The 25,986-nt window shown below is 67.5% G+C and carries 30 protein-coding genes and 2 tRNA genes; 18 read left to right on the forward strand and 14 right to left on the reverse strand.

All coding sequences use genetic code 11. The annotated features are described in order from the left end of the window. The first annotated feature begins 112 nt into the window (after positions 1-112). The 13 genes from BBH56_RS07000 to mgtE all read left to right on the forward strand — a co-directional run bounded on the left by BBH56_RS07000 (position 113) and on the right by mgtE (position 9,607). The gene (locus BBH56_RS07000) at positions 113-1,081 is read left to right on the forward strand and encodes a calcium/sodium antiporter (protein WP_370456331.1); all 969 of its coding nucleotides are present in this window, start codon (positions 113-115) and stop codon (positions 1,079-1,081) included. 11 nt (positions 1,082-1,092) lie between these two features. Further along, positions 1,093-2,067 carry a KpsF/GutQ family sugar-phosphate isomerase gene (locus tag BBH56_RS07005; RefSeq protein WP_148122380.1) on the forward strand — a complete coding sequence of 325 codons (975 nt, stop codon included), beginning with the start codon at positions 1,093-1,095 and terminating at the stop codon, positions 2,065-2,067. Further along, positions 2,068-2,625 (forward strand): LPS export ABC transporter periplasmic protein LptC, encoded by a 558-nt coding sequence (lptC, locus tag BBH56_RS07010; protein ID WP_148122381.1) that lies wholly within the window; start codon positions 2,068-2,070, stop codon positions 2,623-2,625. After that, positions 2,609-3,127 (forward strand): lipopolysaccharide transport periplasmic protein LptA, encoded by a 519-nt coding sequence (lptA, locus tag BBH56_RS07015; RefSeq protein WP_148122382.1) that lies wholly within the window; start codon positions 2,609-2,611, stop codon positions 3,125-3,127. The genes lptC and lptA overlap by 17 nt, the downstream gene beginning before the upstream one ends. Positions 3,128-3,132: 5 nt before the next feature. Beyond that, a complete protein-coding gene (lptB, locus tag BBH56_RS07020; RefSeq protein ID WP_148122383.1) occupies positions 3,133-3,864 on the forward strand; it encodes an LPS export ABC transporter ATP-binding protein in 732 nt (243 codons plus the stop codon). A 61-nt stretch (positions 3,865-3,925) separates the two neighbouring features. Then, entirely contained in the window at positions 3,926-5,395 is a 1,470-nt protein-coding gene (locus BBH56_RS07025; RefSeq protein ID WP_110882918.1) for an RNA polymerase factor sigma-54, read from the forward strand. A 23-nt stretch (positions 5,396-5,418) separates the two neighbouring features. After that, positions 5,419-5,745, forward strand: coding sequence for a ribosome hibernation-promoting factor, HPF/YfiA family (gene hpf / locus BBH56_RS07030; protein WP_148122384.1), 327 nt, complete (start codon positions 5,419-5,421; stop codon positions 5,743-5,745). 5 nt (positions 5,746-5,750) lie between these two features. Further along, entirely contained in the window at positions 5,751-6,227 is a 477-nt protein-coding gene (locus tag BBH56_RS07035; protein ID WP_148122385.1) for a PTS sugar transporter subunit IIA, read from the forward strand. Further along, positions 6,224-6,694, forward strand: a complete 471-nt coding sequence (locus tag BBH56_RS07040) for an HPr kinase/phosphorylase (protein WP_148122386.1) — start codon at positions 6,224-6,226, stop codon at positions 6,692-6,694. The genes BBH56_RS07035 and BBH56_RS07040 overlap by 4 nt, the downstream gene beginning before the upstream one ends. Next, complete coding sequence (gene rapZ, locus BBH56_RS07045; RefSeq protein ID WP_144348013.1) at positions 6,685-7,533, forward strand: RNase adapter RapZ; 849 nt, start codon at positions 6,685-6,687, stop codon at positions 7,531-7,533. The genes BBH56_RS07040 and rapZ overlap by 10 nt, the downstream gene beginning before the upstream one ends. Next, the gene (locus BBH56_RS07050) at positions 7,530-7,958 is read left to right on the forward strand and encodes a PTS sugar transporter subunit IIA (protein ID WP_110882915.1); all 429 of its coding nucleotides are present in this window, start codon (positions 7,530-7,532) and stop codon (positions 7,956-7,958) included. The genes rapZ and BBH56_RS07050 overlap by 4 nt, the downstream gene beginning before the upstream one ends. After that, entirely contained in the window at positions 7,945-8,232 is a 288-nt protein-coding gene (locus BBH56_RS07055; RefSeq protein ID WP_148122387.1) for an HPr family phosphocarrier protein, read from the forward strand. Before BBH56_RS07050 ends, BBH56_RS07055 begins: the two co-directional genes overlap by 14 nt. A gap of 19 nt (positions 8,233-8,251) precedes the next feature. Continuing rightward, positions 8,252-9,607 carry a magnesium transporter gene (gene mgtE / locus BBH56_RS07060; RefSeq protein WP_144348010.1) on the forward strand — a complete coding sequence of 452 codons (1,356 nt, stop codon included), beginning with the start codon at positions 8,252-8,254 and terminating at the stop codon, positions 9,605-9,607. Positions 9,608-9,613: 6 nt separating this feature from the next. On the opposite strand, the gene BBH56_RS07065 is transcribed toward mgtE, so the two are convergent. The 9 genes from BBH56_RS07065 to BBH56_RS07105 all read right to left on the reverse strand — a co-directional run bounded on the left by BBH56_RS07065 (position 9,614) and on the right by BBH56_RS07105 (position 16,181). Beyond that, positions 9,614-9,690, reverse strand: a tRNA-Met gene (locus tag BBH56_RS07065). Positions 9,691-9,751: 61 nt separating this feature from the next. After that, a complete protein-coding gene (ychF, locus tag BBH56_RS07070) occupies positions 9,752-10,843 on the reverse strand; it encodes a redox-regulated ATPase YchF (RefSeq protein WP_148122388.1) in 1,092 nt (363 codons plus the stop codon). Between the two features lie 8 nt (positions 10,844-10,851). Continuing rightward, positions 10,852-11,427 carry an aminoacyl-tRNA hydrolase gene (gene pth / locus BBH56_RS07075; protein ID WP_148122389.1) on the reverse strand — a complete coding sequence of 192 codons (576 nt, stop codon included), beginning with the start codon at positions 11,425-11,427 and terminating at the stop codon, positions 10,852-10,854. A gap of 3 nt (positions 11,428-11,430) precedes the next feature. Beyond that, positions 11,431-12,102 (reverse strand): 50S ribosomal protein L25/general stress protein Ctc, encoded by a 672-nt coding sequence (locus BBH56_RS07080; RefSeq protein ID WP_148122390.1) that lies wholly within the window; start codon positions 12,100-12,102, stop codon positions 11,431-11,433. A 48-nt stretch (positions 12,103-12,150) separates the two neighbouring features. Beyond that, positions 12,151-13,104 carry a ribose-phosphate diphosphokinase gene (locus BBH56_RS07085; protein WP_110882909.1) on the reverse strand — a complete coding sequence of 318 codons (954 nt, stop codon included), beginning with the start codon at positions 13,102-13,104 and terminating at the stop codon, positions 12,151-12,153. A 26-nt stretch (positions 13,105-13,130) separates the two neighbouring features. After that, positions 13,131-13,205, reverse strand: a tRNA-Gln gene (locus BBH56_RS07090). Beyond that, positions 13,196-14,065 carry a 4-(cytidine 5'-diphospho)-2-C-methyl-D-erythritol kinase gene (gene ispE / locus BBH56_RS07095; protein WP_148122391.1) on the reverse strand — a complete coding sequence of 290 codons (870 nt, stop codon included), beginning with the start codon at positions 14,063-14,065 and terminating at the stop codon, positions 13,196-13,198. Before ispE ends, BBH56_RS07090 begins: the two co-directional genes overlap by 10 nt. Further along, positions 14,062-14,676, reverse strand: coding sequence for a lipoprotein insertase outer membrane protein LolB (gene lolB, locus BBH56_RS07100; RefSeq protein WP_148122392.1), 615 nt, complete (start codon positions 14,674-14,676; stop codon positions 14,062-14,064). Before lolB ends, ispE begins: the two co-directional genes overlap by 4 nt. Then, complete coding sequence (locus BBH56_RS07105) at positions 14,673-16,181, reverse strand: tetratricopeptide repeat protein (RefSeq protein ID WP_148122393.1); 1,509 nt, start codon at positions 16,179-16,181, stop codon at positions 14,673-14,675. Before BBH56_RS07105 ends, lolB begins: the two co-directional genes overlap by 4 nt. A gap of 72 nt (positions 16,182-16,253) precedes the next feature. Between BBH56_RS07105 and hemA the strand changes: the two genes are divergently transcribed. Both hemA and prfA read left to right on the forward strand, forming a co-directional pair. Then, positions 16,254-17,528, forward strand: coding sequence for a glutamyl-tRNA reductase (gene hemA, locus BBH56_RS07110; RefSeq protein ID WP_148122394.1), 1,275 nt, complete (start codon positions 16,254-16,256; stop codon positions 17,526-17,528). Further along, on the forward strand, positions 17,525-18,613 hold the full coding sequence (gene prfA / locus BBH56_RS07115; RefSeq protein WP_148122395.1) for a peptide chain release factor 1: 1,089 nt from the start codon (positions 17,525-17,527) through the stop codon (positions 18,611-18,613). The genes hemA and prfA overlap by 4 nt, the downstream gene beginning before the upstream one ends. A 15-nt stretch (positions 18,614-18,628) precedes the next feature. Here prfA and dksA read toward each other — a convergent pair whose 3' ends face one another. Both dksA and BBH56_RS07125 read right to left on the reverse strand, forming a co-directional pair. Further along, entirely contained in the window at positions 18,629-19,060 is a 432-nt protein-coding gene (gene dksA / locus BBH56_RS07120) for an RNA polymerase-binding protein DksA (RefSeq protein ID WP_069134121.1), read from the reverse strand. A 77-nt stretch (positions 19,061-19,137) separates the two neighbouring features. Next, positions 19,138-20,211, reverse strand: coding sequence for a 3-deoxy-7-phosphoheptulonate synthase (locus BBH56_RS07125; protein ID WP_069134108.1), 1,074 nt, complete (start codon positions 20,209-20,211; stop codon positions 19,138-19,140). A 136-nt stretch (positions 20,212-20,347) separates the two neighbouring features. On the opposite strand from BBH56_RS07125, the gene BBH56_RS07130 reads away from it, so the two are divergent. From BBH56_RS07130 to BBH56_RS07140, 3 genes are read left to right on the forward strand one after another with little or no spacing between them, the layout of a single operon-like run. Beyond that, positions 20,348-20,614: a Trm112 family protein gene (locus BBH56_RS07130; protein ID WP_186295108.1), complete on the forward strand. Its 267-nt coding sequence runs from the start codon at positions 20,348-20,350 to the stop codon at positions 20,612-20,614. Further along, positions 20,611-21,462 (forward strand): peptide chain release factor N(5)-glutamine methyltransferase, encoded by an 852-nt coding sequence (gene prmC / locus BBH56_RS07135; protein ID WP_318262521.1) that lies wholly within the window; start codon positions 20,611-20,613, stop codon positions 21,460-21,462. The genes BBH56_RS07130 and prmC overlap by 4 nt, the downstream gene beginning before the upstream one ends. Further along, complete coding sequence (locus tag BBH56_RS07140) at positions 21,455-22,213, forward strand: HesA/MoeB/ThiF family protein (RefSeq protein ID WP_148122772.1); 759 nt, start codon at positions 21,455-21,457, stop codon at positions 22,211-22,213. Before prmC ends, BBH56_RS07140 begins: the two co-directional genes overlap by 8 nt. Here BBH56_RS07140 and hslO read toward each other — a convergent pair. Genes hslO through gatA form a run of 3 tightly spaced genes read right to left on the reverse strand, consistent with a single transcriptional unit; the run spans position 22,201 to position 25,985 of the window. After that, the gene (gene hslO / locus BBH56_RS07145; RefSeq protein ID WP_148122396.1) at positions 22,201-23,082 is read right to left on the reverse strand and encodes an Hsp33 family molecular chaperone HslO; all 882 of its coding nucleotides are present in this window, start codon (positions 23,080-23,082) and stop codon (positions 22,201-22,203) included. The genes BBH56_RS07140 and hslO overlap by 13 nt on opposite strands. Positions 23,083-23,088: 6 nt before the next feature. Further along, on the reverse strand, positions 23,089-24,522 hold the full coding sequence (gatB, locus tag BBH56_RS07150) for an Asp-tRNA(Asn)/Glu-tRNA(Gln) amidotransferase subunit GatB (protein ID WP_148122397.1): 1,434 nt from the start codon (positions 24,520-24,522) through the stop codon (positions 23,089-23,091). Between the two features lie 5 nt (positions 24,523-24,527). Continuing rightward, positions 24,528-25,985 (reverse strand): Asp-tRNA(Asn)/Glu-tRNA(Gln) amidotransferase subunit GatA, encoded by a 1,458-nt coding sequence (gatA, locus tag BBH56_RS07155; protein ID WP_148122398.1) that lies wholly within the window; start codon positions 25,983-25,985, stop codon positions 24,528-24,530. Position 25,986 lies beyond the last annotated feature (1 nt).

The raw sequence follows: 25,986 nt of genomic DNA on the forward strand, positions 1-25,986 counted from the left end.
CTTCGCTGATGTCGGTGCGATGAGGAATGCCGCGAGTATCCGTCAAGCCATAAAGGCGGTCAAATGCGATACTTTGTGCCGTTACACCTGTCATGGAAGGGCCTGCATGCTGATCGCCGCGCTGCTTGTCGTCATCGCCGCCGGATTCGTCGCCCTCGCCTGGAGCGCCGAGCGATTCGTCGACGGCAGCTCGGCACTGGCCCGCCAGCTGGGTGTCTCCAGCCTGCTGATCGGTCTGACGGTGGTCGGCATCGGCACATCACTGCCGGAAATGCTCGTCTCGGCCATTGCCGCCATCGACGGTACCCCCGGCATTGCCCTGGGCAATGCGCTGGGATCGAACATCGCCAATGTCGGCCTGATCCTGGGGACCACCGCCCTGGTCAGCCCACTGGTCATAAGCCCCGGAATCCTCCGGCGCGAGATCCCGCTGCTGATGCTGGTGGTTGTGGCCACCGGCGCGCTGCTGGCGGATGGGGCGCTGTCCCGATTCGATGGGGTGGCACTTCTCGCCGGCATGCTGGCCGTGCTGACCTGGATGGCCTGGCAGGCCCGGCATCCGGAGCGCGGCGATGCCATGATCGCCCGCGAACTGGAATCGGCAGTGCCCGAACCCCTTCCGCTCGCCCAGGCGCTGCGCTGGACGCTGCTGGGCCTGGTGCTGCTCATCGCCAGCTCGCGCCTGCTGGTCTGGGCCTCGGTGCTGCTCGCCGGCCAGCTGGGGGTCAGCGACCTGATCATCGGATTGACCATCGTCGCCATCGGCACCAGCCTGCCCGAGCTCGCGGCAGGCCTCGCCAGCGTGCGGCGTGGCGAGAGCGAGCTTGCCGTGGGTAACATCATCGGCTCCAATCTGTTCAACCTGCTCGCGGTTCTGGGCATCGCCGGGGCGATCGCGCCATTCGCCTTTGATCAGGGGGATCTGGCGCGCGATTACGGGATCATGACCGGCTTCATGCTGGCCATCCTGGTCGTGGGCTATGGCCTGGGCAGGCGCGGCCGCCTGGGCCGATGGGAAGGCGGGCTGCTGGTGGGTGCGTACATTGCCTATCAGGCCCTGCTGTTCTTCAGTCACCGTTAAGAGCGAGAGCAATGACCGCCGATACCGATTTCTGCCGCCTGGGACAGGCTGTCATCGACACGGAAACCGCCGCCCTGGCCGCACTGCGCGATCGCATCGATGCCACCTTCGCCCATGCCTGCCGAATCCTTCTGGCCTGCAGCGGCCGGGTGGTGGTGCTGGGCATGGGCAAATCGGGGCACATCGCTGGCAAGCTGGCGGCAACCCTGGCAAGCACTGGCACGCCGGCGTTTTTTGTCCATCCGGGCGAGGCCGGACACGGCGACCTGGGCATGCTGGCCACCGGCGACTGCGTGATCGCCCTGTCGAACTCAGGTGAAACCGAGGAGATCAACGGCCTGCTCCCCGCCATCAAACGGCGCGGGCTGGACCTGATCGCCATCACCGGGCGGCCCGGCTCGACCCTGGCCGAGGCCGCGGCCGTCCATCTCGATGCCGGCGTTGACGCCGAAGCCTGCCCGCTGGGACTCGCGCCCACCGCGAGCACCACGGCGGCGCTGGCCATGGGCGACGCGCTGGCGATCGCACTGCTCGACGCGCGCGGCTTCACCGCCGAAGACTTTGCCCGCTCGCACCCCGGCGGCCGGCTCGGCCGGCGGCTGCTGCTGCGCATCGACGATCTCATGCACACGGGCACGGCGGTGCCCGCCGTGGGGCCGGACACGCCCATGGCGGACGCGCTGCTCGAAATGACCCGTAAAGGGCTCGGCATGACCGCGATTGTCGATGCCGATCAGCGGGTCACCGGCATCTTCACTGATGGCGATCTGCGCCGCGCCCTGGATGAGGGGGTAGACGTGCATGCCACCCCGATCGCCACGGTGATGACGCCGGCCCCGCGCTGCGTCGAAGCGGCGCAGCTGGCCGCCGAGGCGCTGGCGCTGATGGAACGGCACAGCATCAACGGCCTGCTGGTCAATGACGCGGAAGGCCGGCTCACGGGCGCGTTGAACATGCACGATCTGCTGCGTGGCGGCGTCGTCTGAATGCGCCGCCGAGTGGTCATGCTGCTGGCGCTGGCCCTGGCTGCCCTGCTCGGCTGGCGGCTGTTTGGCGCGGGTGGCGACCCGGATGCGGTCAGGACGGTGACGAACCCCCGCCTGGATGCTTATGCCCGCACGGTTACACTGACCACCACCAATGCGGACGGCGCAATCAGCTGGCGGGTACGATCACCCGACGCGCGCCACAACCCGCGGGACGGCAGCTGGCGCCTCGTCTCCCCGGACTGGCGGGTGGAGACGGATCGGGGCCCGCCCTGGCGGGGCCGCTCGAACCATGGCTGGATCGGTGATGACGACACCCGTGCCCGGCTGCGCGGCGATGTCGTGATGACGCGCCAGACCGCCGAGGGTCGGACCCGGCTGACCACCCAGCGACTGGATGCAAGAATCCCCGAGCGTTACGCCGAGACGGACCAGCCCGTCACAATGACCCGCCCCGGGCTGCGGGTGGATGCCGTCGGCGCACGGGTATGGTTTGCGCAGGAGCGCCTTGAACTGCTGGACGATGTAGAGGGAGTGTACGATGCGGCTTCACCCTGAGCGACTCTGGATCGGCGCCCTGCTGGCGCTTGTGGTGGCCGTGCCGGTCGCGCATGGCCAAGACGGCGATGGGGCGTCCGCCCCGCCACCGGTGGAGCTGGTGGCCGACCGCGCCGAGGTTGACGAGGCCGAGGGCATCAGCGTGTATCGCGGCGACGTCGTGCTGACGCGCGGCGCCCTGCGCATCACCGGCGACGTCATGCGGGTATTCAGCAATGGCGCGGGCGAGCTCGAGCAGGTGACCGTGGACGGCACCCCGGCCACCTACCGCGAGACCGTGGCGGATGCCGCCCCGCGACGGGCCGAGGCACCGCGGATGGAATACTTCGTCGCCGGTCCCGAGCGGCTGATCCTCAAACAGGGCGGACGCCTCTGGCAGGGCGACAACACAGTGACCGGACGCACCGTCACGCATTACCCCGAAACCGCCCGCACCGTTGCCGAGAGCGGCGCTGACGACGACGAGCGCGTCAATGTCAGCGTCAACCCTGCGACGGACTGACCGGCATGGCGCGCAACCAGCTCGAGGCCCACGGGCTGTCAAAAACCTATCGCGGACGCTCAGTGGTGGATGGGGTTTCCATCGGCCTGCAGAGTGGTGAGATCGTCGGTCTGCTGGGCCCGAATGGGGCTGGCAAGACCACCAGCTTTTACATCATTGTCGGCCTGATCCGGGCGGACGCCGGGGTCATCCGGCTGGATGGCGATGACATTGGCAGCCTCCCCATGCATGCCCGGGCACGGCGCGGGATCGGCTACCTGCCCCAGGAGGCATCGGTGTTCCGGCGGCTGCCGGTGCTCGACAACCTGCTCGCCGTGCTCGAGACCCGTGACGGGCTGTCGCGCCAGGCTCGGCTTGAGCAGGCGGAGGCACTGATGGAGGAGTTCGGCATCGGGCATCTGCGTGACCAGGCCGGGATCAGCCTGTCGGGCGGCGAGCGACGGCGCGTTGAGATTGCCCGGGCGCTGGCCGCCGATCCGCGCTTCATCCTGCTGGACGAGCCCTTCGCCGGCGTTGATCCGATCTCGGTGGGCGACATCAAGGGCATCGTCCGACACCTGGCGGAGCGCGGTATCGGCGTACTGATCACCGATCACAACGTCCGCGAGACGCTGGCCCTGGTCGACCGTGCCAGCATCCTCAACGCCGGCCGGGTGATCGCCGACGGGACCCCCGGCATGATCCTCGACAACGCCGAGGTGCGGGCGGTCTACCTGGGCGAGGACTTCCACCTGTGAGACTGGCGGGCGCCGGACAGCCGGCGTTACGCTATCCAGACCAATTCGCACGCGGGGAACAATGAAGCAGTCGCTTGAACTTCGGGCCAGTCAACAGCTCACCATGACGCCCCAGCTGCAGCAGGCGATCCGGCTGCTGCAGCTGCCGGCGGCCGAGCTGGCGCTCGAGATCCGCGAAGCGCTCGAGTCCAACGTCATGCTCGAGCCCGAAGACGACACCGATCACGCCGCCGCAGCCGCCGCGCCCGAGGGGACGACGCCGGCCACCCCCGATCCGTCGGAAGAGCGTCTGGGTTCGAACGCCACCGACGCCACCGAGCTGGGCGAGGGCATGGCGGTCTCCGAGCACTGGGATGACACCGGTCATAACGGGCCGGCGGGCGCCACGGCGGAAGGCGACGGCGGCAGCGACTTTCTCGATCGCCAGGCGGCCCCCGCCGATTCGCTGCGCGATCACCTGCAGTGGCAGGTCGATCTGTCCAGCCTGGGCGCAACCGACCGTCAGATCGCCGCCGCACTGATCGATGCCCTGGACGAGCGCGGGCATCTGGCCGAGCCGGTCAGCGAATTGCGGTCCGCCCTCGACGCCGATGTCGACGCCGACATCGACGAGGACGACATCAACGCCGTCCTCACGATCCTCCAGCACATGGACCCGATCGGCATCGGCGCCCGTGACGCCCGCGAGGCACTGCAGATCCAGATCGACGCCATGCCGCCGGACACGCCCGGGCGCCAGACCGCCCGCCAGGCCATTGAAGCCGACTGGTCACTGTTCAGCCCAGGCCGGCAGGTCGCGCTGCGCGAGCACCTGAAGGTCGACCAGGAACAGCTGGACGTGGCCCTGTCGCTGATCCGCCGACTCGACCCCCATCCCGGATCGCGATTCGGCGAAACCCGCACCGATTACGTCGTCCCCGACTGTCGGGTGCGGCGGGTCAACGGCCGCTGGCAGGTCGAGATCAACCCCGAGGCTTCGCCCCGGGTGCGCATCAACGACTACTACGCGAGCCTGATCCGGCGGGGCGACAGCAGCCGTGACAACAGCCTGCTGCGCGATCACCTGCAGGAGGCACGCTGGCTGATCAAAAGCCTGGAGTCGCGGCGCGACACGCTGCAGCGCGTGGCCGAATGCGTCGTCGAGCGCCAGCAGGCGTTTCTGGAGTATGGTGAAGAGTCGATGCAGCCACTGGTGCTGCGCGATGTCGCCGAGGCCATCGACATGCATGAATCGACCGTATCGCGGATCACCTCGCGGAAATACATCCTCACGCCCCAGGGCACGCTGGAGTTCAAGCATTTTTTCTCAAGCCATGTCCCGACGGCCGACGGCGGTGAGTGCTCGGCGACGGCCATTCGCGCGCGCATCCGCCGGCAGGTGGCGGCAGAGGATCCGGCCAAGCCACTCAGCGATTCACGGCTGACCGAGACGCTGCGTGGGGAGGGCATTCACGTGGCGCGGCGAACCGTGGCCAAATACCGGGAAGTCATGGGGATCGCCTCGTCAACCCAACGCAAACGGCTACGCTGAAGAAGAAAACATAAGGGGAAATCATGAAAATCGACATTACCGGCCATCACGTCGATGTCACCAACGCGCTGCGTGACTACGTCGAGGAGAAATTCCAGCGCCTCGAGCGCCACTTTGATCATGTCGTCGACGTCCATGTGATTCTGACCGTCGAGAAAAAGACCCGTAAGGCGGAGGCCACCCTGGTGGTCAGCGGCGCCCGGCTGTTCGCCGAGTCCACCGCCAGCGAGATGTATGCCGCCATCGACCTGCTGGTCGACAAGCTGGACCGCCAAGTCGTCAAGCACAAGGAAAAGCGCAGCGACCATCATCCGGAGCAGGGACGCGTCGGCGATAATCTGGAACCCTGAGCATCATGGAGCTTACCCGACTGCTGTCGGTGACGCGCACGCAGTGCGGGGTCGACGTCACCAGCAAGAAACGCGCCCTGGAGCGCATGAGCGAGCAACTCATGGCCGATACCCGGGCGGGCGGCGACGCCACGCGCGCCATCTTCGAGGGGTTGATCGTGCGTGAGCGTCTGGGCAGCACCGGACTGGGGCGCGGGGTGGCACTGCCCCATACCCGCAGTCCCGATATCGAAACCCCGCGTGCCGCCCTGGTCCGTCTGAATAAACCCGTCGCCTTCGACGCCGCCGACAGCCAGCCGGTGGATCTGCTGCTCGCCCTCCTCGTGCCTGAGCACAGCAACGATGAGCATCTGCGCATTCTCGCCCGGCTCGCGGAGCTGTTTCGCGACGAACACCTGTGCACGCGGCTGCGCCAGTGCCGCAGCGACGCCGAGCTCTACGCCACCATGACCGGCAGCGACGACGGGGCGCCCGACGCATGAGCCAGATCCCCGGGACGCTGATGCGGGTCAACGGTGTGGGCGTCCTGATTCGGGGCGAGGCGGGCATGGGCAAGAGTGACACCGCGCTGATGCTGCTGCGCGCCGGTCATCAGCTGGTGGCCGATGACGCCGTGATGGTCATACACCGCGGTGACCGGCTGATCGGCCGGGCACCGGACGCCGGTCGCGGGCGGCTGTGCCTGCGCGGGCCGGGGATCATTGCGGTCGGCGATCACTTCGGCACCGGTGCGGTGGCCGACTGGTCACCCATCGACTGCGCCATCGAACTGACCCGGGCCCGACGCCCGGCAAGCGCCACGGCGGACTGGCAGACCCTGACGATCCACGGCATCGGACTGGCCCAACTGGCGCTGTCGCCCGAGCGGCCGGTCGCGGCGATCATCGAGCTTTTGGCAGTGACCGCACCGCGGCCCTGGAAGGTCCCGGAGGCCAGCGCATGCGACTGATCATCGTCAGCGGCCTCTCCGGATCGGGCAAGAGCGTCGCCCTTGCCACCCTGGAGGACTCGGGCTTCTACTGCATCGACAACCTGCCGGTGGATCTGCTGGATGCATTCGGTCAGCACATTGCAATGAGTGGCGAGGAAGCCGACTACGCCGTGGGCATCGATGCACGCAACCAGCCCGCATCGCTGAGTCGCTTTCCCGGCATCCTCGACGCCATCGCCGCCCACGGCCTGGACACCGAAATCGTCTTTCTGGATGCGGATGACGCCACCCTGCTCAAGCGCTTTTCGGAAACCCGCCGCCGCCATCCGCTGAGCGGGCCGGATATCCCGCTGAATGAAGCGATCAAGGGGGAACGTGCCCGCCTCGTCCCGCTCCACGAGCGTGCCGATCTGACCGTCGACACCTCGCAGACCACGTTGCATGAACTGCGCCAGATCATTCGCAGCCGACTGGCCGAATCGCGCACGCATCTGTCGGTGCAGCTGGAATCATTCGGCTACAAGCACGGCACCCCCACCGACGCCGATTTCGTCTTTGACAGCCGCTGCCTGCCGAACCCGCACTGGCAGCCCGCCCTGCGACCGATGACCGGGCGCGACCGGGCCGTGGCCGACTTCCTGGCCGACAGCCCGCTGGTCGCCCGCTATCTCAAGCAGATCCAGGGGTTCATGGATGACTGGCTGCCGGTCTTCGAGGCCGAGAACCGCAGCTATCTGACCATCGCCATCGGCTGCACGGGGGGGCAGCACCGCTCGGTCTATCTGGTCGAGGCGCTGGGTGCCCACCTGCGCGAGCACGCCACCGCCGTCACCGTGCGGCACCGGGAACTGCCATGAGCGCCGGGCTGCTGCTTGTCACCCATCCGGGGGTCGGCAAGGCCCTGCGCGAAACCGCCGAAGGGATTCTGCCGCGGCTGCCGCTGACCGTCGCCACGCTCAGTCCGGGCCCCCATGACCCGCCGGAGACCACCCTCGGCCGGGTCGAGGCGGCTGCGGCGGGCGTGGACAGTGGTGACGGGGTGCTGATCCTCACGGATGCGTTCGGCGCCACGCCGGCCAATATCGCCATCGCGGTGGCCCGCGGACGGGGCTATCCGGTGATCACCGGCGTCAATCTGCCCATGCTGCTGCGTGTGCTCAATTACCCGGAGTTATCGCTGGAATCGCTGGCGCGCATGGCGTTGGCGGCGGCCCGTGATGGTATCCTCGAGGCCGTGGCGCCGGCCGTTGAGCCGCCCGGAGCGAATCATGGCGTCGGATGAGGCCCTTCACCGACGCCGCGTGCAGATCGTCAACCGCCTGGGGCTGCATGCCCGGGCGGCGGCCCGCTTCGCCGCCCTGGCCGGCGGGTATGCCGCCGAGATCCAGGTCAGCCACCAGACCCACACCGCCAACGCCAAGAGCATCATGGGCCTGATGATGCTGGCCGCCGGCCAGGGCAGCGACATTGAACTCCGCGCCCGTGGCGACGATGCGCAGGCGGCACTGGAGGCCATCGCCGCGCTGATCGCCGACGGCTTCGGCGAGGCCGACTGAGCCCGGACAGGAACATTCCATGGTCGAAGAGCGCGAGCAGAAACAGGGCCGGATCGCCGAGACGGTCACCGACCTCCTGCAGGACGGCACGGTGCCCGAGGCCCAGCGCATGCTCAACGCGCTTCATCCCTCGGAGATCGCCAATCTCCTGGAATCCTTCCCCACCGCGCAGCGCAAAGTCCTCTGGGAGCTGGTGGATGAGGAAATCGGCGGCGAAGTGCTGCTTCAGGTCAACGATGAGGTGCGCGGCGGGCTGATCCGCGAAATGGACGATCGTGAGCTCCTGGCCGCCACCTCCGGCATGGACATGGACGATCTGGCCGATTTCATGCAGGACCTGCCGAGAACGCTCACCGGCGAGATCCTGCGCTCGATGGACAACCAGAACCGTCAGCGCCTCGAGGCCGTCCTGGCCTACCCCGAGGACAGCGCCGGCGGTCTGATGAACACCGATACGGTGACCGTGCGCCCGGACGTCAGCCTCGACGTGGTTTTCCGTTACCTGCGCATGCGCGGCGAGATGCCCGAGCTGACCGATCATCTGTTCGTCGTCAGCCGCTATGACCATTTCCTGGGGATCCTGCGCGTCAGCGATCTGCTGACCCGCGACCCCGCCGGCCGGGTCGAGGACCTGCTGGACACCGAGGCCGTCGTCATCCCGGCCGAAATGTCGGATCGCGAAGTGGCACGCATGTTCGAGGACCGCGACCTGATCTCGGCGCCGGTACTCGACGGCCGTGGCCGTCTCATCGGGCGCATCACAATCGACGACGTGGTCGACGTGATCCGCGACGAGGCCGAGCAGTCCATCCTGAGCATGGCGGGTCTGGGCGAAGAAGAAGACCTGTTTGCACCGGTCTGGTCCAGCACTCGACGGCGGGCCGGTTGGCTGGGACTGAACCTGGTGACGGCGCTGCTGGCCGCTTATGTGATCGGTCTGTTCGAGGGCACCATCCAGGAAGTGGTGGCGCTGGCCGTGCTGATGCCAGTGGTCGCCAGCATGGGTGGCATCGCCGGTACACAGACCCTGGCGCTGGTCATCCGCGCCCTCGCGCTGGGCCAGATCGCACCGCGTAACAGTCGCGCGCTATTGCTCAAGGAACTGGGGATCGGGCTGCTCAACGGCCTGCTCTGGGCGGCGGTTCTGGCGGGTGTTGCGCTGCTGTGGTTCGGCCGGCCGACCATCGGCATCATCATCGCCGCGGCCATGACCATCAACCTGGGCACGGCGGCCGCTTCCGGCGTGCTGGTGCCCCTGGTGCTCAAGCGGTTTGGCATCGACCCGGCCCTTGCCGGCGGCGTCATTCTGACCACTGTCACCGACATCGTCGGTTTTACCGCCTTTCTGGGGCTGGCGACGCTGTTTCTGCTCTAGGGAAAGTGGTGGCTACGGGTGGATTCGAACCACCGACCCCATCATTATGAGTGATGTGCTCTAACCAGCTGAGCTACGTAGCCTGATCGGAAGACCGCAGAGTATCCGGTGATCGGGGGGTGGCTGTCAAACCCCCGCCATGCCTCAGACGTTGAAGCGGAAGTGGCAGACATCACCGTCCCGCATGATGTACTCCTTGCCCTCGAGACGCATCCGCCCGGCTTCCTTCGCCGCCTGCTCGCCGCCCGCACTCAGGTACTCGTCGACGGCGATCACCTCGGCGCGGATGAAGCCACGCTGGATGTCGCTGTGGATGCGACTGGCGGCCTCGGGGGCAGTGGCCCCCTCCGTTACCGTCCAGGCCCGCACTTCCTTGGGGCCAGCGGTGAAGAACGTCTGTAGCGACAGCAGCGCGTAGCCCGCGCGGATGACGCGGTTGAGGCCCGGCTCATCAAGATCATAGGCGGCCAGCAGCTCGTTGCGCTCGTCCTCGTCAAGCTGCGAGAGCTCGGCCTCGATCGCCGCGCACACCGGCACCACGCGGGCATTCTCCCGGGCCGCCAGCTGCTCGAGCTGGGCCAGCGCGGCATTGCCGCTCAGACCCTCTTCATTGACATTGGCGACGTAGAGCACCGGCTTGGCGGTCAGCAGGTGCAGCTCACCGAGCACCTCCCGGCCACTGTCATCCAGCGCCTGCGCGCGGATCGGCTCGCCGGCATCAAGGCCTTCCGCCATGGATCGCAGGGCGTCACGCATCGCGATCGCGGTCTTGTCGTTGGACTTGGCGCGGCGGCCGTAGCGGTCAATGGCCTTATCCACGGTTTCCATGTCCGCGAGCAACAGTTCGGTGTTGATGGTCTCGATATCGGCGACCGGATCCACCCGACCCTCGACATGATGAACATCGTCGCTTTCAAAACAGCGCACCACATGGGCGATCGCATCCGTCTCGCGGATGTTGGCGAGGAACTGATTGCCAAGCCCCTCCCCGCGCGACGCACCCGCCACCAGACCGGCGATATCGACGAACTCCATGGTGGTGGGGACGACGCTTTTCGGCTTCACCAGCGCAGCCAGCCGATCCAGGCGCGGATCCGGCACCGGCACAATGCCGACGTTCGGGTCGATGGTGCAGAACGGATAGTTCTCCGCCGGGATCCCGTTTTTGGTCAGGGCGTTGAACAGGGTCGACTTGCCGACATTCGGCAGACCCACGATGCCGCACTTAAAGCCCATGGATTGCTCTACTCCCGCGTGTGTAACTGCTGTTGCGCCCGGTCCCAGTCACCGGCGGCCAGCGCCGGTGACTGGGCCGCGGCGGCATCAATGGCTGAGTCAATGGCCGTACGCTCGGACCGACCCGGCGCGTGGAGCACGTAAGCGATGACCTGATCGCTGCTGCCCGGATGTCCCACCCCAATGCGCAGTCGGGCGAAGTCGCGGCTGCCCAGCGCCGGGATGATGTCGCGCAGGCCATTGTGGCCGCCATGCCCCCCGCCGCGCTTGAGCCGCACCACACCCGCGGGCAGATCGATCTCATCGTGGGCGACGAGGATGGCTTCCGGGGGGATGCGATGAAACCGCGCCAGCGCCGCCACCGCCCGGCCGCTGTGATTCATGTAGGTATCGGGGCAGAGCAGGTGCAGATCCAGGCCCGCGTCGCGATAACGGCCGATGGCACCGTGGAATTTGCGCTCGGCGCGCAGATCCACGCCGAGTCGCTCCGCGACCCGCTCCACAAACCAGAACCCGGCATTATGCCGGGTCCCCGCGTACTTGGGCCCGGGGTTGCCGAGCCCGACGATCAGACGCACCAACAGGCCTCAGTCCTGCTCCTCCGAGCCCTCACCGGCCTCGCTTCCGGCGCTGTCATCGCCCTCTTCGCCGCCTTCCTCGTCTTCCTCGACGGCCTTGCGCGGCATGTGGATGCTGACCAGCACCGGATCATGGTCGTGCTCGACATCCAGCCCGGGAAAGACCACGCCCTCGGGGGCATCGATCTGTGACAGGTGGATGGATTCACCGACATCCAGCTGGGCGATATCGACGTCGATCGAGGTCGGCAGATCGTCCGGCAGACACTCCACGTCGATTTCGATCAGGTCATGGTGGACCACACCGTTGCCCTGCTTGACGCCAATGGCCTCGTCCTGATGCAGCAGATGGATCGGAACCTGCTGGCGCATTTTCTCGCCGGCCTTGATCCGCAGCAGATCCATGTGGGTCACCAGTGGCTTGAAGGGGTGACGCTGCAGATCCTTGAGGATCGCCTTCTCGGTCCGCTTGCCCTTGACCTTGATATCGAGGATCTGGGAGAAGAACGTCTCCTCGCGCATCAGGCGCAGGACCTGTTCCTCGTCAAAGGACAGCGACACGGGTTTCTTGCCCGCCCCGTAGAGGATGCCGGGCACCCGCTTGGCACGACGCAGGCGGCGGCTCGCACCCTTGCCCTGGTCGTCGCGTACGGCGGCATCCAGTTTCAGTTCAACACTCATTGCAGTTTTCTCCGTCAGGGCCCCCGCGACCAGGGGCGATTGGGACGATCAGTCGACGAAAAGCTCGCTGACCGACTCGTCGTTGTTCACCCGCCGCATGGTCTCGGCGAGCATTTCCGCCAGCGACAGCTGGCGAATCCGGTCACTGGCCTCGGCGGCGGGGGACAGCGGAATGCTGTCGGTGACCACCAGCTCGTCCAGATGACTGTTTTCGATGCGCTCGATGGCGGGGCCCGAGAGGACCGGGTGGGTGATATACGCCACCACGCGTCCGGCGCCCCGTTCCTTGAGCGCGGCGGCCGCCTGGCAGAGCGTCCCGGCGGTGTCGATGATGTCGTCGACAATCACGCAGGTCTTGTCCTCGACATCACCGATGATGTTCATGACCTCGAGTTCATTGGCCCGCGGCCGGCGCTTGTCGATGATGGCCAGATCGGCATTGTCGAGGCGCCGCGCCACGGCCCGGGCGCGCAGGACACCGCCGACATCCGGCGATACCACGATCTTGTCGGCATGGGTCTGGCGCCAGATATCCCCCAGCAGGACCGGCGAGGCATAGACGTTGTCGACGGGGATATTGAAAAACCCCTGGATCTGGTCGGCATGCAGATCAACGGTGATGACCCGATTGATGCCCGCGGTGGTGATCATGTCGGCGGCGAGTTTGGCGGTGATCGGCACGCGCTGCGATCGCTGCCGGCGGTCCTGACGGGCGTAGCCGTAATAGGGAACCACCGCCGTGATGCGCGCCGCCGATGATCGCCGCAGGGCATCCGCGATGACCATCAGCTCCATGAGATTGTCGTTGGTGGGCGCGCAGGTCGGCTGGATGATGAACACGTCATGGCCGCGCACATGCTCGTTGATCTCGACCTGGACCTCGCCATCGCTGAAGCTGGTGACCACGGCATCGCCAAGGCGGGTCTTGAGGTGCGAGGCCACGGCTCGGGCGAGATCCGGATTGGCGTTCCCCGCGAACACCATCATGCTTCCGTTTTCCATGGCGTGTGCACCCTGCTCCTGATATGTGGCTGGGGCGGCAGGATTCGAACCTGCGCATCCGGGGATCAAAACCCCGTGCCTTACCGCTTGGCTACGCCCCATTTGATGATGCCTGCTGCATTGCGAGCCGATCGAGCAGTGGCGAGTGATTCGCTACCCGCGTCACCCAGACCGTCCCACGATCATCGACGCCCCTGCGCGCCCGCTCGGCGGCGTCGCGATCGTCAAAACAGGCAAAAAGACACCCCCCCGTGCCTGTGAGCCGCGACGGCCCATACTCCGAGAGCGCGTCGATCGCGCTCGCGACCGGCGGATAAAGCCGCCGGACGGTTGCCTCGCAGTCATTGCGCAAGGCCATCGTTTTGAAGGCGGGTATTGTTATACGCTCAGTATGCCGTGTCAATTTGGGATCACCGAACACCGCCGCCGTGCTGACCTCGACCCGCGGGTCCACAACCACCAGCCACGGGCGGTCGGCCTCCACCACCGTCAACCGCTCGCCCACGCCCTCCGCCCAGGCCGCCCGGCCGCGGACAAAGACCGGGACATCGGCCCCCAGCTCCAGACCGATGGCCTCCAGGGCCGTCCCGCTCAGGCCGCATCCCCAGAGCGCGTTGAGGGCGACGAGGGTCGTCGCGGCATCCGAGGACCCCCCTCCCAGGCCAGCGCCGGCGGCGATGCGTTTATCGACATGAATATGCACGCCGGCCCGGCAACCGGTCCGGGCCTGCAGGGCGCGGGCGGCGCGGACCACCAGATCATCCGCCGCCGGCAGCCCGGCAACGCCGCCGTCACGGGTAATCTCCGGGCCGTCAGTCAGCGTAAAGTCGAGCCCATCGCAGGGTTCGATGAACTGAAACAGGGTCTGGAGAGCGTGATAGCCATCCGGCCGCCGGCCGGTGATGTGCAGGAAGCGATTGATCTTGGCCGGCGCCGGCCAGCCCGTTGATCGCTGGCTCATCCCCCCGGCGACCAGTGGCGGACCACCATGCGGACCGACGTCTCCGCCCGGGTCACGGCCACGCGTCCGGGGAGCGAGAAACCGCCCACCGACTCGAAGGCCTCGTAGCTCACCCGCCAGCCGCCCTGACGGATCACGCCCGGGCGCCCCGCGGGATCCAGAGTGACGCGCCCCTCGAGCCATGGCACCGGTTGCCCGGTCACCCAGTAGCGCAGAAAACCCACCGGCAGATCGTAACCAGTGACCGCCCGTACCAGTTCACGCGGGCTCTCGGCACGGTAGCGTCCGCCATCGGCCGTACGCACCGTAACCCCGTCGGCGTCGCCAGTGATGCGCAGGCTTCCGGCACCCAGCGCGCCGCGCAGATCTATCCGGTATGCCGCTTGATCCTGACGCCAGGTCAGCGCCGCGGTCGCCCCCTGTTCACCCAGTTGCAGCGACGTGCGGCCGTTGAGCTGCCACGCGTCCGGGGCGGCCGGCGGCGTCCAGTCGGCCAGCCGCACGCTGTCATCGCTCACCTCGGGGGCTGGCGGCCGAACCGCGCAGCCGGCCAGCAGCACGCCCAGCGTCAACGCCGCCGCCAGACCCGCAAACCGCCGCCACCGGTTCAATTCAAACGCTCCATGGTCTCCTCCAGCACCGGGTGATCACTGTGACCGGACGCGGCCGCCCGCCAGATGGCCCGTGCTTCGTCGCGCCGTCCCAGCACCCAGAGCACCTCTCCCAGATGCGCGGCGATCTCCGGGGCGCCATCGGTCATTTCGTGGGCACGCCGCAGATACTCAAGCGCCGCGGCAGGCCGGCCCTGACGGTATTCCGCCCAACCCATGCTGTCGATGATCGCCGCCGATTCGGGGCGGATCCGGTAGGCCTCTTCGATCAGGGCGGCGCCCTCGTCGATGCGCGGAGTCTGATCCACCAGGGTGTAGCCGAGGGCATTGAGGGCCTCGGCATGGGCCGGATCGTCCCGAATGATGCGGCGCAGATCGGTCTCCGCACCGGCGAGATCATCCGTGGCAATCCGCGCCATGGCACGCGCGTAGCGCAGTTCGGCATCCGCACTCCGCCCCTCGAGCGCACGGTTGTAGACCTCGAGGCTCTCACCGGTCCGGCCGAGCCGGCGCAGCAGCCGGCCCTCCAGCAGCAGACTCCGGCGCGTGGCCGAGCCGGCGCCCGCCCTGAGCCGGCGCAGCGCCGTCAGCGCCAGTTCGTCCGCGCCGCTGCGCAACGCCAGAACAATGGCGGCATTGAGCATCCGCGGCTGTGTCGCGCCCGCCTCGACCAGCTGCCGGAATTCCTCGAGGGCGGCGGCCTCACGCTCGCGCTCGAGCAGGGCCCGGGCGTATTCGAAGCGCAGCGAGGCATTATCCGGCGACGCCTCCAGCAATTCAGCAAAGATCGCGAATGCCGCGTCAGGCCGGTCCAGTGCCAGCAGGGCATCGGCGCGCAGCAGGCGGGCACTGCGCAGATCCGGTTGCCGATCGAGCGCCTGATCGACCGCCTCAAGGGCGATCCGCGGCGCCTCACGAGCGATCGCCACCCGGGCCAGCGCCAGTCGCGCCGCCCGGGATTGCGGCAGGGCGTCGGCAATCGCCGCCATGACCTGCAGGGACTGCGCTGGCAGTGCCCGATCGGACAGGCGCCGGGCCAGCCCATCAAGGGCCACATCACGCTCCCCGGGGTCATCCGGGAGGCTTTCAAGCAACCGGGCCGCGGCCCCCTCGACATCGTCGTTGCGCAGCCTCACAAGCCCCTGCAGGCGCAGGGCGTCACGACTGTCAGGAGCGAGCTCGATCCATCGCGCGGACAGCCGCCGGGCGGCGGCCAGGTCATCGGCAAGCAGTGCCAGCCGCGCGCCCCGCTCCACCGCGTCGGCGTCGCCAAGGCGTCCGCCGACGGCATCGTAGAGCCGGCTGGCGCGCTCCACATCACCCCGCGCGGCGGCGAGCTCGGCGGCCATCACACCGGTCAGGGGCGAGGCTTCAACGGGATCCACCGCCGCCCGGCCGTCGTCCTTCACCGGCGCACAGGCCACCATCAGGGCAACGGCCAGAAAGCCCCCCAACCCCCGCCGCCAGCGGGCCTGTCGCCAATGTCGAGTCGCGAACCTTTTCATCGACCCCGTATCCTACTTGTGTTGAGGCAATGCTGCCCTACAATCTGCCACATTCCAGTCAACCGGATCCCGATGCCAGTCGTCACCCTGGGGCTCAACCACGAATCCGCACCGCTCGCCGTCCGCGAGCAGGTGGTGTTGTCGGCGGAAACGCTGGACAGTGCACTGTCCGCGCTCGCCGAGCGCCCCGGCGTGCGCGAAGCCGCGGTATTGTCCACCTGCAACCGCACCGAGATCTACGCGGTCCTGGCGCCTGAGGCCACTCCGGCCATCCTGCATCGCTGGCTGGCCCAGCAACAGGATCTGGACCCGGACTGGCTCGATCCGTATCTGTACACGCTCGAGGGCCGGGATGCCGTTGTCCATCTCCTGCGGGTGGCCGCGGGCCTGGACTCGCTGGTGCTGGGCGAACCGCAGATCCTCGGCCAGGCCAAACTGGCCTATCACTCGGCCGCCGGCGCCGGACTCCTGGGCCAGATCCTGGACCGGCTTTTCCAGCATGCGTTTTCGCTGGCGAAGCGCGTGCGCACCGAGACGGCGATCGGCGCCCATCCGGTGTCGGTGGCGTTTGCCGCGGTCACCCTGGCCCGTCAGATCTTCGATCGACTGGATCGCCGGCGCGCGCTGCTGATCGGCGCCGGGGAGATGATCGAACTCACCGCCCGGCACTTCCGCGAGCAGGGCATGGGTGAGCTGGTCATCGCCAACCGTAGCCGCGAACGGGCCGAGTCACTGGCAAGCACCTGTGGCGGCAGCGCGCTGGGACTGGACGAGCTTGAGGCGTTCCTGCCCCGTGCCGACATCATCATCTCCTGCACGGCCAGCCCCGAGCCGGTCCTCCACTACGATCAGGTCCGCGCAAGCCTGCGCCAGCGCCGCCATGAGCCGGTGTTCATGGTCGATCTGGCAGTGCCGCGGGATATCGAGACCCGCATCGACCAGCTCGAGGATGTCTACCTGTACACTGTCGATGACCTGCGCGATGTCATCGACCGCAATCAGCGCAACCGCGCGGCGGCCGCCACCGAGGCGGAGGCCCTGGTCCAGGAGCAGGCCGACCGGTTCATGGACTGGGTGCGCACCCTCGATGCGGTCAGCGCCATCCGACGCTTTCGGCGCCACGGCGAGCGACAGCGCGAGTATGCCCTCGAGCAGGCACGCCGCGAGATCAGCGCCGGCCAGCCCCCGGAACAGGTGCTGGAGGCACTGGCGCACCGACTGACCCGCAAACTCCTGCATCTGCCCACGCTGGGCCTGCGTGAGGCGGCCCGCAGTGGCGATCCGGAAACCATCCGGCAGAGTCGTCGCATGCTGGGCATCGACGAAAGCCGGGACGACGACGAATGAACGACAACCTGCGCCGCAAGCTCCAGAGCCTTCTGGAGCGCCATGAAGAGATCGAGCAGTTGCTCGCCGACCCCGAGGTGATCGGCGACAACCGCGAGTTCACCCGCCTCTCGCAGGAGTACTCGCGACTCGAACCGCTGGCGGCCACGCTGACGGCGTTCGAATCGGCGGAAACCGATCTGGCCCACGCCGAGGAGCTGGCCGAGGACGGCGACGAGGCGATGCGGGCGCTGGCCGAAGAGGAAATTGCCACCGCCCGTCGCCGTCTCGAGTCGCTTGAGCGGGATCTGACGCTGCTGATGATCCCCGAAGATCCCAACGACACCCGCAACACCTTCGTCGAGATCCGTGCCGGAACCGGCGGGGACGAGGCCGCGCTTTTCGCCGGCGATCTGCTGCGGATGTATCTACGCTACGCCGAACAGCAGGGCTGGCGGACCGAGCTGCTCAGTGAAAGCCCCGGCGAACAGGGCGGCTACCGCGAAGTGGTGGCGCGCATCGCCGGCGATCGGGTCTACTCAAGGCTCAAGTTCGAATCCGGCGCTCACCGGGTCCAGCGCGTGCCCGCCACCGAGTCCCAGGGCCGCATCCACACCTCGGCCTGCACGGTCGCCATCCTGCCCGAAGCCGGGGAAATTGATGAAATCGAGATCAACCCCGCGGATCTTCGCGTGGACACCTTCCGGGCCTCCGGCGCCGGAGGGCAGCACGTCAACAAGACGGACTCGGCCGTGCGCATGACGCATCTGCCCAGTGGCGTGGTCGTGGAATGCCAGGAGGAACGCTCTCAGCACAAAAACCGGGCCAGGGCCCTGTCCCTGCTGCAGGCGAGATTGATGGACCAGCAGCGGGATGCGGCGGTGGCCGAGCGGACCGAGACCCGACGCCAGCTGGTGGGCACCGGTGATCGATCCGATCGCATCCGTACCTACAACTTCCCGCAGGGCCGGGTCACCGACCATCGGATCAATCTGACCCTGTACAAGCTGGAGTCGATCCTCGCCGGCCATCTTGAATCAGTGATCGACCCGCTGATCAACGAGCACCAGGCCGACCAGCTCGCCGAGCTGTCGGCCGAACAGTAAACCCGGCGTCGCGGCTCAGGCGACGCGCTGTTTCTCGCGGATCTCCTCGAGCGTCTTGCAGTCGACGCACAGCGTGGCGGTCGGCCGGGCCTCAAGCCGGCGGATGCCGATCTCGACACCGCATTCATCGCAGTACCCGTAGTCGTCCTTGCGGATCCGCTCCAGGGTCTTGTCGATCTTGCGGATCAGCTTGCGCTCGCGATCACGGGTGCGCAGCTCGAGGGCGAATTCCTCTTCCTGGGTCGCCCGGTCGGCCGGATCGGCGTAATGATTGGCGTCATCACGCATATGACTGACCGTGCGCTCCACCTCTTCCTGCAGCTGCTGTTTCCACGCGCCGAGGATCGCCTCGAAATGCGCCAGCTGGGCCTCGCTCATGTAGGCCTCATCGTCGGCGGGCTGGTACGGCTCGATGCCGCGCACGGGCAGAGAAGCATTATCGGTCATGGTTACCTCCATTGGCTCGACCGCTCATTCAACTGCGCGCCGGCCGAGCGGTCAAGCGCGATCTCTCCTTGTCGGCCTCAGGCGATCCGCGCCTGAAGCGGTTGTGAGAGTTTTGCCGCGGCCTCGCGCAGCACACGCTCAGTGGTCGCCCAGTCAATGCAGCCATCGGTGATCGACACGCCATACTCAAGGGCCGACGGATCGTCGCCGAGCTTCTGCTTGCCCCAGCCGATCTGGCTCTCGATCATCACTGCGACGATCGACCGGTTTCCTTCGACAATCTGATTGACCAGATTATCCATGACCAGCGGCTGCAGCCCCGGATCCTTGTTCGAATTGGCATGGCTGCAGTCCACCATCAGGCAGGCCGACAGCCCTTCGTCCGCCAGCGCCTTTTCGCACAGCGCAATGCTCACCGAATCGTAGTTGGGCTGATCACCGCCGCGCAGCACCACGTGTCCATAGCGATTGCCGGCGGTGCGGATGATCGCCGAGCGGCCATCGTGCTGGGTGATCCCCAGAAAACTGTGCGGGCTCGCCGCCGAGCGCATGGCGTTGATGGCCACATCCAGGCTGCCGTCGGTCCCGTTCTTGAAGCCGACCGCCGTTGACAGGCCACTGGCCATTTCGCGATGGGTCTGCGACTCGGTGGTGCGGGCACCGATCGCGGTCCAGCTGATCAGATCACCCAGGTATTGCGGTGTAATCGGGTCGAGCGCCTCGGTACCGGCGGGCAGCCCGAGTTCCGCCAGATACAGCAGAAGATCGCGGGCCCGGCGGAGCCCCTCCTCGATGTCGAAACTGTCGTCCATGTAAGGGTCATTGATCAGGCCCTTCCAGCCCACCGTGGTGCGCGGTTTTTCGAAGTACACCCGCATGACGATGAACAGCGAGTCACTGAGCTCGTCATGCAGCGCCTTCAGTCGCCGGGCGTAGTCCTTGGCCGCGTCAAGGTCGTGGATCGAGCAGGGGCCGATCACCACCAGCAGGCGCGGGTCCCGGCCGTCGAGGATCGCCTCCACCGCAGCGCGGCCGGCCTTGACGGTCTCCTCGCCCGACGCCGAGAGGGGCTGCCGCGCCTTGAGCTCGGCCGGTGTGGGCAGCGGATCCTGGGCCAGGACGTTCAGGTTGTCGATGGGGGTCTCACTCATGGCGTGTTGATCTCACTATGAACGTTATCGTCGATATCCGCATGGTAGCCCGGCGGCCGGATTTTCTCCACGCCCCGGGGCGCTGCCGGCCGGCAGTCTGCTATCCTTGGCCATCATCCCGACAGGTTCAATCGTCATGGCTATCGATCGCAAATTACTCGACATTCTTTGCTGCCCGGTGACCAAGCAGCCGGTGCATGTGCTGGGACGACGCGAGCTGAAGGCGCTGAACGAGCGCATCAACGCGGGCGACGTCCACTACCAGGACGACAGCCCCGTCGAGACGCCGCTCGAGGAGGGCCTGGTCACCGCCAATGAAGAGCGCATCTACCGGGTGGATGACGGCATCCCGGTGATGCTCGAAGAGCGCGCCATCAACCTGCGGGCCGCCGACCTGAAGTGACCGGGGCGGTGACGCTGGCCGAGGCCCGGCAGCGCGGGCAGCGGATGCTCGACGCGGTCAGCGTCAGTGCCGCCGTGGATGCGGACTGGCTGCTGGGCGCCGCCACCGGGCAATCCGCCGCGCAGCGCCGGGCCCATCCCGAGCAACCCCTGGCGGAGCCGGCCTGGCGGCGCTATCAGGGACTGCTCCAGCGGCGCTATCGCGGCGAGCCCGTCGCCTATCTGCTGGGCCGCTGCGGCTTCATGGACTTTGAACTGGCGGTGACGCCGGCGGTGCTCATCCCGCGCCCCGAAACCGAACATCTGGTGGAGGCGGCACTCGAGTCCCCGGCCGCCCGGGTGCTCGAGCTGGGCACGGGCAGTGGTTGCATCGCCGTCGCGCTGGGCCGTGCCTGGCCCAACGCCCGTATCGACGCCACCGACCAGTCTGCCGAGGCGCTGACTGTGGCCAACCAGAACGCGGCGCTGCTCGGCGTCGGCAATCTGCGCCTGCGCCAGGGTGACTGGTACGAGCCGGTCGGCACCGCACGCTACGACCTGATCGTGTCCAATCCGCCCTACATCGGGCCCGCCGAGCCGGAGCCGGATCAGGGCGATGCCCGCTTTGAGCCGCGTGCGGCGCTGCGTGCGGACGAATCGGGGCTGGCCGCGCTGCGCATCATCATCGAGGGCGCCGCCGCGCATCTCGAAGACGCCGGCCGGCTCTGGGTCGAACATGGGCATACCCAGGGGCCGGCGGTGCGGGAATACCTGGCCGCCCAGGGTTTTGAGGCCATCGAGACCCGGCGTGATCTGGCCGGGCACGAGCGGATCAGCGGTGGCCGCCGGGGAGCACAGCGCCATGAATGACGAGCAGCTGATCCGCTACAGCCGGCAGATCATGGTGCCGGGTCTGGACCTTGACGGTCAGGCCCGGCTGTTGGCCAGCCGTATCCTGCTGGTGGGTGCCGGGGGGTTGGGCTCGGCAGTGGCACTCTATCTGGCCGCGGCGGGGGTCGGGCACCTGCGGGTGGCGGATTTCGATCGGGTCGAGCTCACCAACCTGCAGCGCCAGATCCTCCACGGCACGGCGGACATCGGCCGGCTGAAGACCGACTCGGCCCGCGACCATGTCGCCGCGCTCAACCCGGAGGTCACCGTCGAGCCCATCGAGCAGGCCCTGGACGCCGATAATCTGCCCGCACTGGTCGCCGATGTGGATCTGGTGATCGACGGCTCCGATCGGTTCTCCACCCGCTTTGCGGTCAACGCGGCCTGTGTGCGGGCCGGCCGCCCACTGATCACCGGCGCTGTCATCGGCATGGACGGACAGGTGGCCGTCCTGCGACCGGATCTGGAGGGCCCCTGCTACCGCTGCCTGTACGCCGATACCGGCGAAGAAACCCTTGGCTGCAGCGAAACCGGGGTGCTCGGGCCGCTACCCGGTGTCGTCGGCAGCCTGCAGGCCGTGGAGGCCATCAAGGTACTGACCGGGCTCGGGGAGCCGCTCAATCATCGTCTGTTGATGGTGGATGCAATGGATCAGCGCTGGCGGCGCATCGAGCTGCGCCGCGACCCCGCCTGTCCGGTGTGTGGCAGCGCCGCGAGTCAGTGGGACTGACGGCTGTCGGGTGAGCGACTGGCAGGGTCGGTGAACATCGCCTCGATGTCGACGGCGTCAAACCGATAGGGCTCGTTGCAGAAGTCGCAGTGCACTTCCACGCGCCCCTCGGCTTCGAGGGTTTCGCGCATCTCCGCCTCGCCAAGGCCTTCCAGCATGGCCGCCACCCGCTCACGCGAACAGCGGCAGCGGAAGCGGAACGGCATCGGGTCGAACAGCCGGATGTCCTCTTCATGGAACAGGCGCCGGATAACCTCGCCCGGCGCCTGTTCGCGCAGTTCCGGCCCGGTGATGGTGGCCGCCAGCTGATCGGCCCGGGCCCAGGCGTCGGCGTCGCCATCGGCGGCATCGCTGGCCGGCAGGCGCTGGATCAGCATGCCCGCGGCATGCCCCTCACGGGCGGACAGCCAGACCCGGGTGGGGAGCTGTTCGGACTCACTGAAATAATGCTCCAGCGCGGCGCCCAGACTGCCGCCGCGCAGATCCACCACCCCCTGATAGCGCTCGCCGTCCTTCTCGGGGTCGATGGTGATCGCCAGCGTCCCCTGCACGGCCTGCTCATCGATCGGGACATCCGCCGGCACCCGATCGCCGGTCCGCGCCATGGCGCGCAGCGATCCATCGCTGCCGGCCTGCACCAGCAGCAGCCGAAGCGGCCCGTCCGCCTGCAGCTGCAGGGTCAGATCGCAGGCCGACTTGAGCGTGGCCGCCAGCAGCGCCACCGCCGCCAGGCCTTCGCCAATCAACCGATCGACGGCCGGCTCGTGGTCGGTGCGCCGGGTGATGGCGGTGAACGATTCGTCGAGCTGCACGACTTCGCCACGCACGTCCGCGTTTTCGAACAGAAATCGATGAAGCCGATCAGTCATTGCGCATCAACCGTCCAGCCGGCGTTTGAGGATCTCGTTGACCTGCTGCGGATTCGCCTTGCCGCCTGAGGCCTTCATCACCTGACCGACGAAAAAGCCCATCAGTTTCGTTTTACCGGCGCGGTACTGCTCGAGCTGTCCGGGGTTGGCGGCGATCGCTTCCTCGACCATGGCCTCGATGGCGGCATTGTCGGTGACCTGACGCAGGCCGCGGTCGTTGATGACCGTGTCGGCATCGCCCTCGCCGTTCCAGAGGGCTTCGAATACCTCCTTGGCGATCTTCCCGGAAATGGTCTCGTCACGGATCCGCAGCAACAGCCCCGCCAGCATGGCGGCATCGATCGGGCTCTGGGTAATCTCGAGGCCGGCCTTATTGAGCGCTCCGGACAATTCGCCCATCACCCAGTTGGCCGACAGCTTGGCATCGCCGGCAGCGGCCGCCACCGCCTCGAAGTAGTCGGCCAGCTCGCGCGAGCCGGTGAGCACGCCGGCATCGTAGGCGGACAGGCCATAGTCGCGCTGAAAACGCCCGGACTTGGCGTCGGGCAGTTCCGGCAGTTCGTCGCGCACCCGGTCGATGTGCGCGGAAGTGATCTCCAGCGGCAGAAGGTCGGGGTCGGGGAAGTATCGATAGTCGTGGGCCTGCTCCTTACCCCGCATCGACCGGGTCTCACCCCGGTCGGGGTCGAACAGTCGGGTCTCCTGGATCACCTCGCCGCCGTCCTCGATCAACTCGATCTGGCGTTCGATCTCGAAGTTGATGGCGCGCTCGACAAACCGGAATGAGTTCAGGTTCTTGAGCTCAGCCCGGGTGCCGAAACGGGTTTCCCCCACCGGCCGGACCGATACGTTGGCATCGCAGCGGAAACTGCCCTCCTGCATGTTGCCGTCGCAGATCCGCAGGTAGCGCACCAGCGAGTGCATCTTTTTCATGTACGCCACCGCCTCCCGGGCCGACCGCAGCTCGGGCTCCGAGACAATCTCGAGCAGCGGCGTGCCCGCCCGGTTGAGGTCGATACCGGTCATGCGCGTGAACCCCTCGTGAAGGCTCTTGCCGGCATCCTCCTCGAGGTGCGCGCGGGTGACGCCAATGCGCTTGCGGGTGCCGTCGTCCAATTCGATATCAAGGTGGCCGGCGCCCACCACCGGCAGTTCGTACTGCGAGATCTGGTAGCCCTTGGGCAGATCCGGGTAGAAGTAGTTCTTGCGCGCGAACACCGAGCGGCCCGCCACGTCGGCATTCAGCGCCAGCCCCAGGCGGATGGCATAGTCCACGGCGCGTTCGTTGAGCACCGGCAGCATCCCCGGCATGCCCAGATCGATCGCTGACGCCTGCCGGTTGGCCTCGGCCCCGTAGGCGGTCGGCGCGCCCGAGAAGATCTTGGTCCGGGTGGCGAGCTGCGCGTGCAGCTCAAGCCCGATCACTGCTTCGAATTGCATGTCCGCTACTCCTCCACCGGCGGCCGCTGACGGTGCCAGTCGGTGATCTGCTGATAGCCATGGGCCGCGCCCAACAGCCGTCCCTCATCGAAGTGACTGCCGATCAGCTGCAGCCCGATGGGCCGGCCGCCGCCGAATCCCGCCGGCACGGACAGCGCCGGGAGGCCGGCCAGATTGACGGCGATGGTGAAGATGTCGGACAGGTACATCTGCACCGGATCGTCGGCCTTCGCGCCCAGCGGGAACGCCGTCGACGGCGCCGTGGGCCCGGCGATGACGTCCACTGACTCGAACGCCCGGGCAAAGTCCTGCTGCACCAGTCGGCGCACCTGCTGGGCCTTGTGATAGTAGGCATCGTAGTAGCCCGCCGACAGGGCGTAGGTGCCCACCATGATGCGGCGCTTGACCTCTTCGCCGAAGCCCTCGCCGCGGCTGCGCTTGTAGAGATCCTCGAGGTCGGCCGGCGCCTCGCAGCGGTAGCCGTAGCGCACACCGTCGAATCGCGACAGGTTGGATGACGCCTCCGCCGGTGCGATCACGTAATACACCGGCACCGCCATGCCGGCGTTGGGCAAAGAAATCTCCCGGACCTCGGCGCCGGCATCGCCCAGGGCCTGGGCGGCCGCGCTGATGCCGCCCGACACCTCGGCGTCGACGCCCTCCGCTTCGAGGAACTCACGGGGCAGCCCCACCCGCAGGCCGCGCAGATCGGTCGCGGCCATCTGTGCCCGGTAATCCGGTACCGGTCGGTCGACGCAGGTGGAATCGCGGCGGTCGAAGCCGGCCATGCCCTGCAGCAGAATCGCCAGATCCTCGGCACTCGAGGCCATGGGGCCGGCCTGGTCCAGACTCGAGGCGAAGGCGACGATGCCATATCGCGAGACGCGGCCGTAGGTCGGCTTGAGGCCGCTGATCCCGGTGAGTGCCGCGGGCTGCCGGATGGAGCCACCGGTGTCCGTACCGGTGGCCGCCGGTACCAGACCCGCCGCGACGGCCGCCGCCGAACCGCCCGACGAACCACCGGGCACGGCCTGGCGGTCCCAGGGGTTTTTCACCGCGCCGAAATAACTCGTCTCATTGGATGAGCCCATGGCGAACTCATCCATATTGGTCTTGCCCACACTGACCGTGCCGGCCGCGCGCAGCCGCTCGACGACGAACGCGTCGTAGGGCGGCACGAAGTTCTCGAGCATGCGGCTGGCGCAGCTCGTGCGGACGCCCTCGGTGCAGAAGATATCCTTGTGGGCGATGGGGATACCGGTCAGCGGCCCCGCCTCGCCGCGGGCGCGGGCGGCGTCCGCCGCTTCAGCCTCGGCCAGCGCCGATTCAGGCGTCACGGTGATGAAGGCGTTCAGGTCGGCCGCCCGCTCGATGCGCTCGAGCGCGGCGCGGGTCAACTCGACGCTGGAGCACTCGCCGCGCTCGAGCGCCGCCGCCAGTTCGGCAATGGTCTGGTCATGCATG

This window comes from Spiribacter roseus, assembly GCF_002813635.1.
Taxonomy (GTDB): domain Bacteria; phylum Pseudomonadota; class Gammaproteobacteria; order Nitrococcales; family Nitrococcaceae; genus Spiribacter; species Spiribacter roseus.

Coding starts and splice junctions, on each gene's coding strand:
- BBH56_RS07005 (WP_148122380.1), top strand. CDS start 1,093: ATGACCGCCGATACCGATTTCTGCCGCCTGGGACAGGCTGTCATCGAC.
- lptC (WP_148122381.1), top strand. CDS start 2,068: ATGCGCCGCCGAGTGGTCATGCTGCTGGCGCTGGCCCTGGCTGCCCTG.
- lptA (WP_148122382.1), top strand. CDS start 2,609: ATGCGGCTTCACCCTGAGCGACTCTGGATCGGCGCCCTGCTGGCGCTT.
- lptB (WP_148122383.1), top strand. CDS start 3,133: ATGGCGCGCAACCAGCTCGAGGCCCACGGGCTGTCAAAAACCTATCGC.
- BBH56_RS07025 (WP_110882918.1), top strand. CDS start 3,926: ATGAAGCAGTCGCTTGAACTTCGGGCCAGTCAACAGCTCACCATGACG.
- hpf (WP_148122384.1), top strand. CDS start 5,419: ATGAAAATCGACATTACCGGCCATCACGTCGATGTCACCAACGCGCTG.
- BBH56_RS07035 (WP_148122385.1), top strand. CDS start 5,751: ATGGAGCTTACCCGACTGCTGTCGGTGACGCGCACGCAGTGCGGGGTC.
- BBH56_RS07040 (WP_148122386.1), top strand. CDS start 6,224: ATGAGCCAGATCCCCGGGACGCTGATGCGGGTCAACGGTGTGGGCGTC.
- rapZ (WP_144348013.1), top strand. CDS start 6,685: ATGCGACTGATCATCGTCAGCGGCCTCTCCGGATCGGGCAAGAGCGTC.
- BBH56_RS07050 (WP_110882915.1), top strand. CDS start 7,530: ATGAGCGCCGGGCTGCTGCTTGTCACCCATCCGGGGGTCGGCAAGGCC.
- BBH56_RS07055 (WP_148122387.1), top strand. CDS start 7,945: ATGGCGTCGGATGAGGCCCTTCACCGACGCCGCGTGCAGATCGTCAAC.
- mgtE (WP_144348010.1), top strand. CDS start 8,252: ATGGTCGAAGAGCGCGAGCAGAAACAGGGCCGGATCGCCGAGACGGTC.
- ychF (WP_148122388.1), bottom strand. CDS start 10,843: ATGGGCTTTAAGTGCGGCATCGTGGGTCTGCCGAATGTCGGCAAGTCG.
- BBH56_RS07080 (WP_148122390.1), bottom strand. CDS start 12,102: ATGAGTGTTGAACTGAAACTGGATGCCGCCGTACGCGACGACCAGGGC.
- BBH56_RS07085 (WP_110882909.1), bottom strand. CDS start 13,104: ATGGAAAACGGAAGCATGATGGTGTTCGCGGGGAACGCCAATCCGGAT.
- ispE (WP_148122391.1), bottom strand. CDS start 14,065: ATGAGCCAGCGATCAACGGGCTGGCCGGCGCCGGCCAAGATCAATCGC.
- BBH56_RS07105 (WP_148122393.1), bottom strand. CDS start 16,181: ATGAAAAGGTTCGCGACTCGACATTGGCGACAGGCCCGCTGGCGGCGG.
- hemA (WP_148122394.1), top strand. CDS start 16,254: ATGCCAGTCGTCACCCTGGGGCTCAACCACGAATCCGCACCGCTCGCC.
- prfA (WP_148122395.1), top strand. CDS start 17,525: ATGAACGACAACCTGCGCCGCAAGCTCCAGAGCCTTCTGGAGCGCCAT.
- dksA (WP_069134121.1), bottom strand. CDS start 19,060: ATGACCGATAATGCTTCTCTGCCCGTGCGCGGCATCGAGCCGTACCAG.
- BBH56_RS07125 (WP_069134108.1), bottom strand. CDS start 20,211: ATGAGTGAGACCCCCATCGACAACCTGAACGTCCTGGCCCAGGATCCG.
- BBH56_RS07130 (WP_186295108.1), top strand. CDS start 20,348: ATGGCTATCGATCGCAAATTACTCGACATTCTTTGCTGCCCGGTGACC.
- BBH56_RS07140 (WP_148122772.1), top strand. CDS start 21,455: ATGAATGACGAGCAGCTGATCCGCTACAGCCGGCAGATCATGGTGCCG.
- hslO (WP_148122396.1), bottom strand. CDS start 23,082: ATGACTGATCGGCTTCATCGATTTCTGTTCGAAAACGCGGACGTGCGT.
- gatB (WP_148122397.1), bottom strand. CDS start 24,522: ATGCAATTCGAAGCAGTGATCGGGCTTGAGCTGCACGCGCAGCTCGCC.
- gatA (WP_148122398.1), bottom strand. CDS start 25,985: ATGCATGACCAGACCATTGCCGAACTGGCGGCGGCGCTCGAGCGCGGC.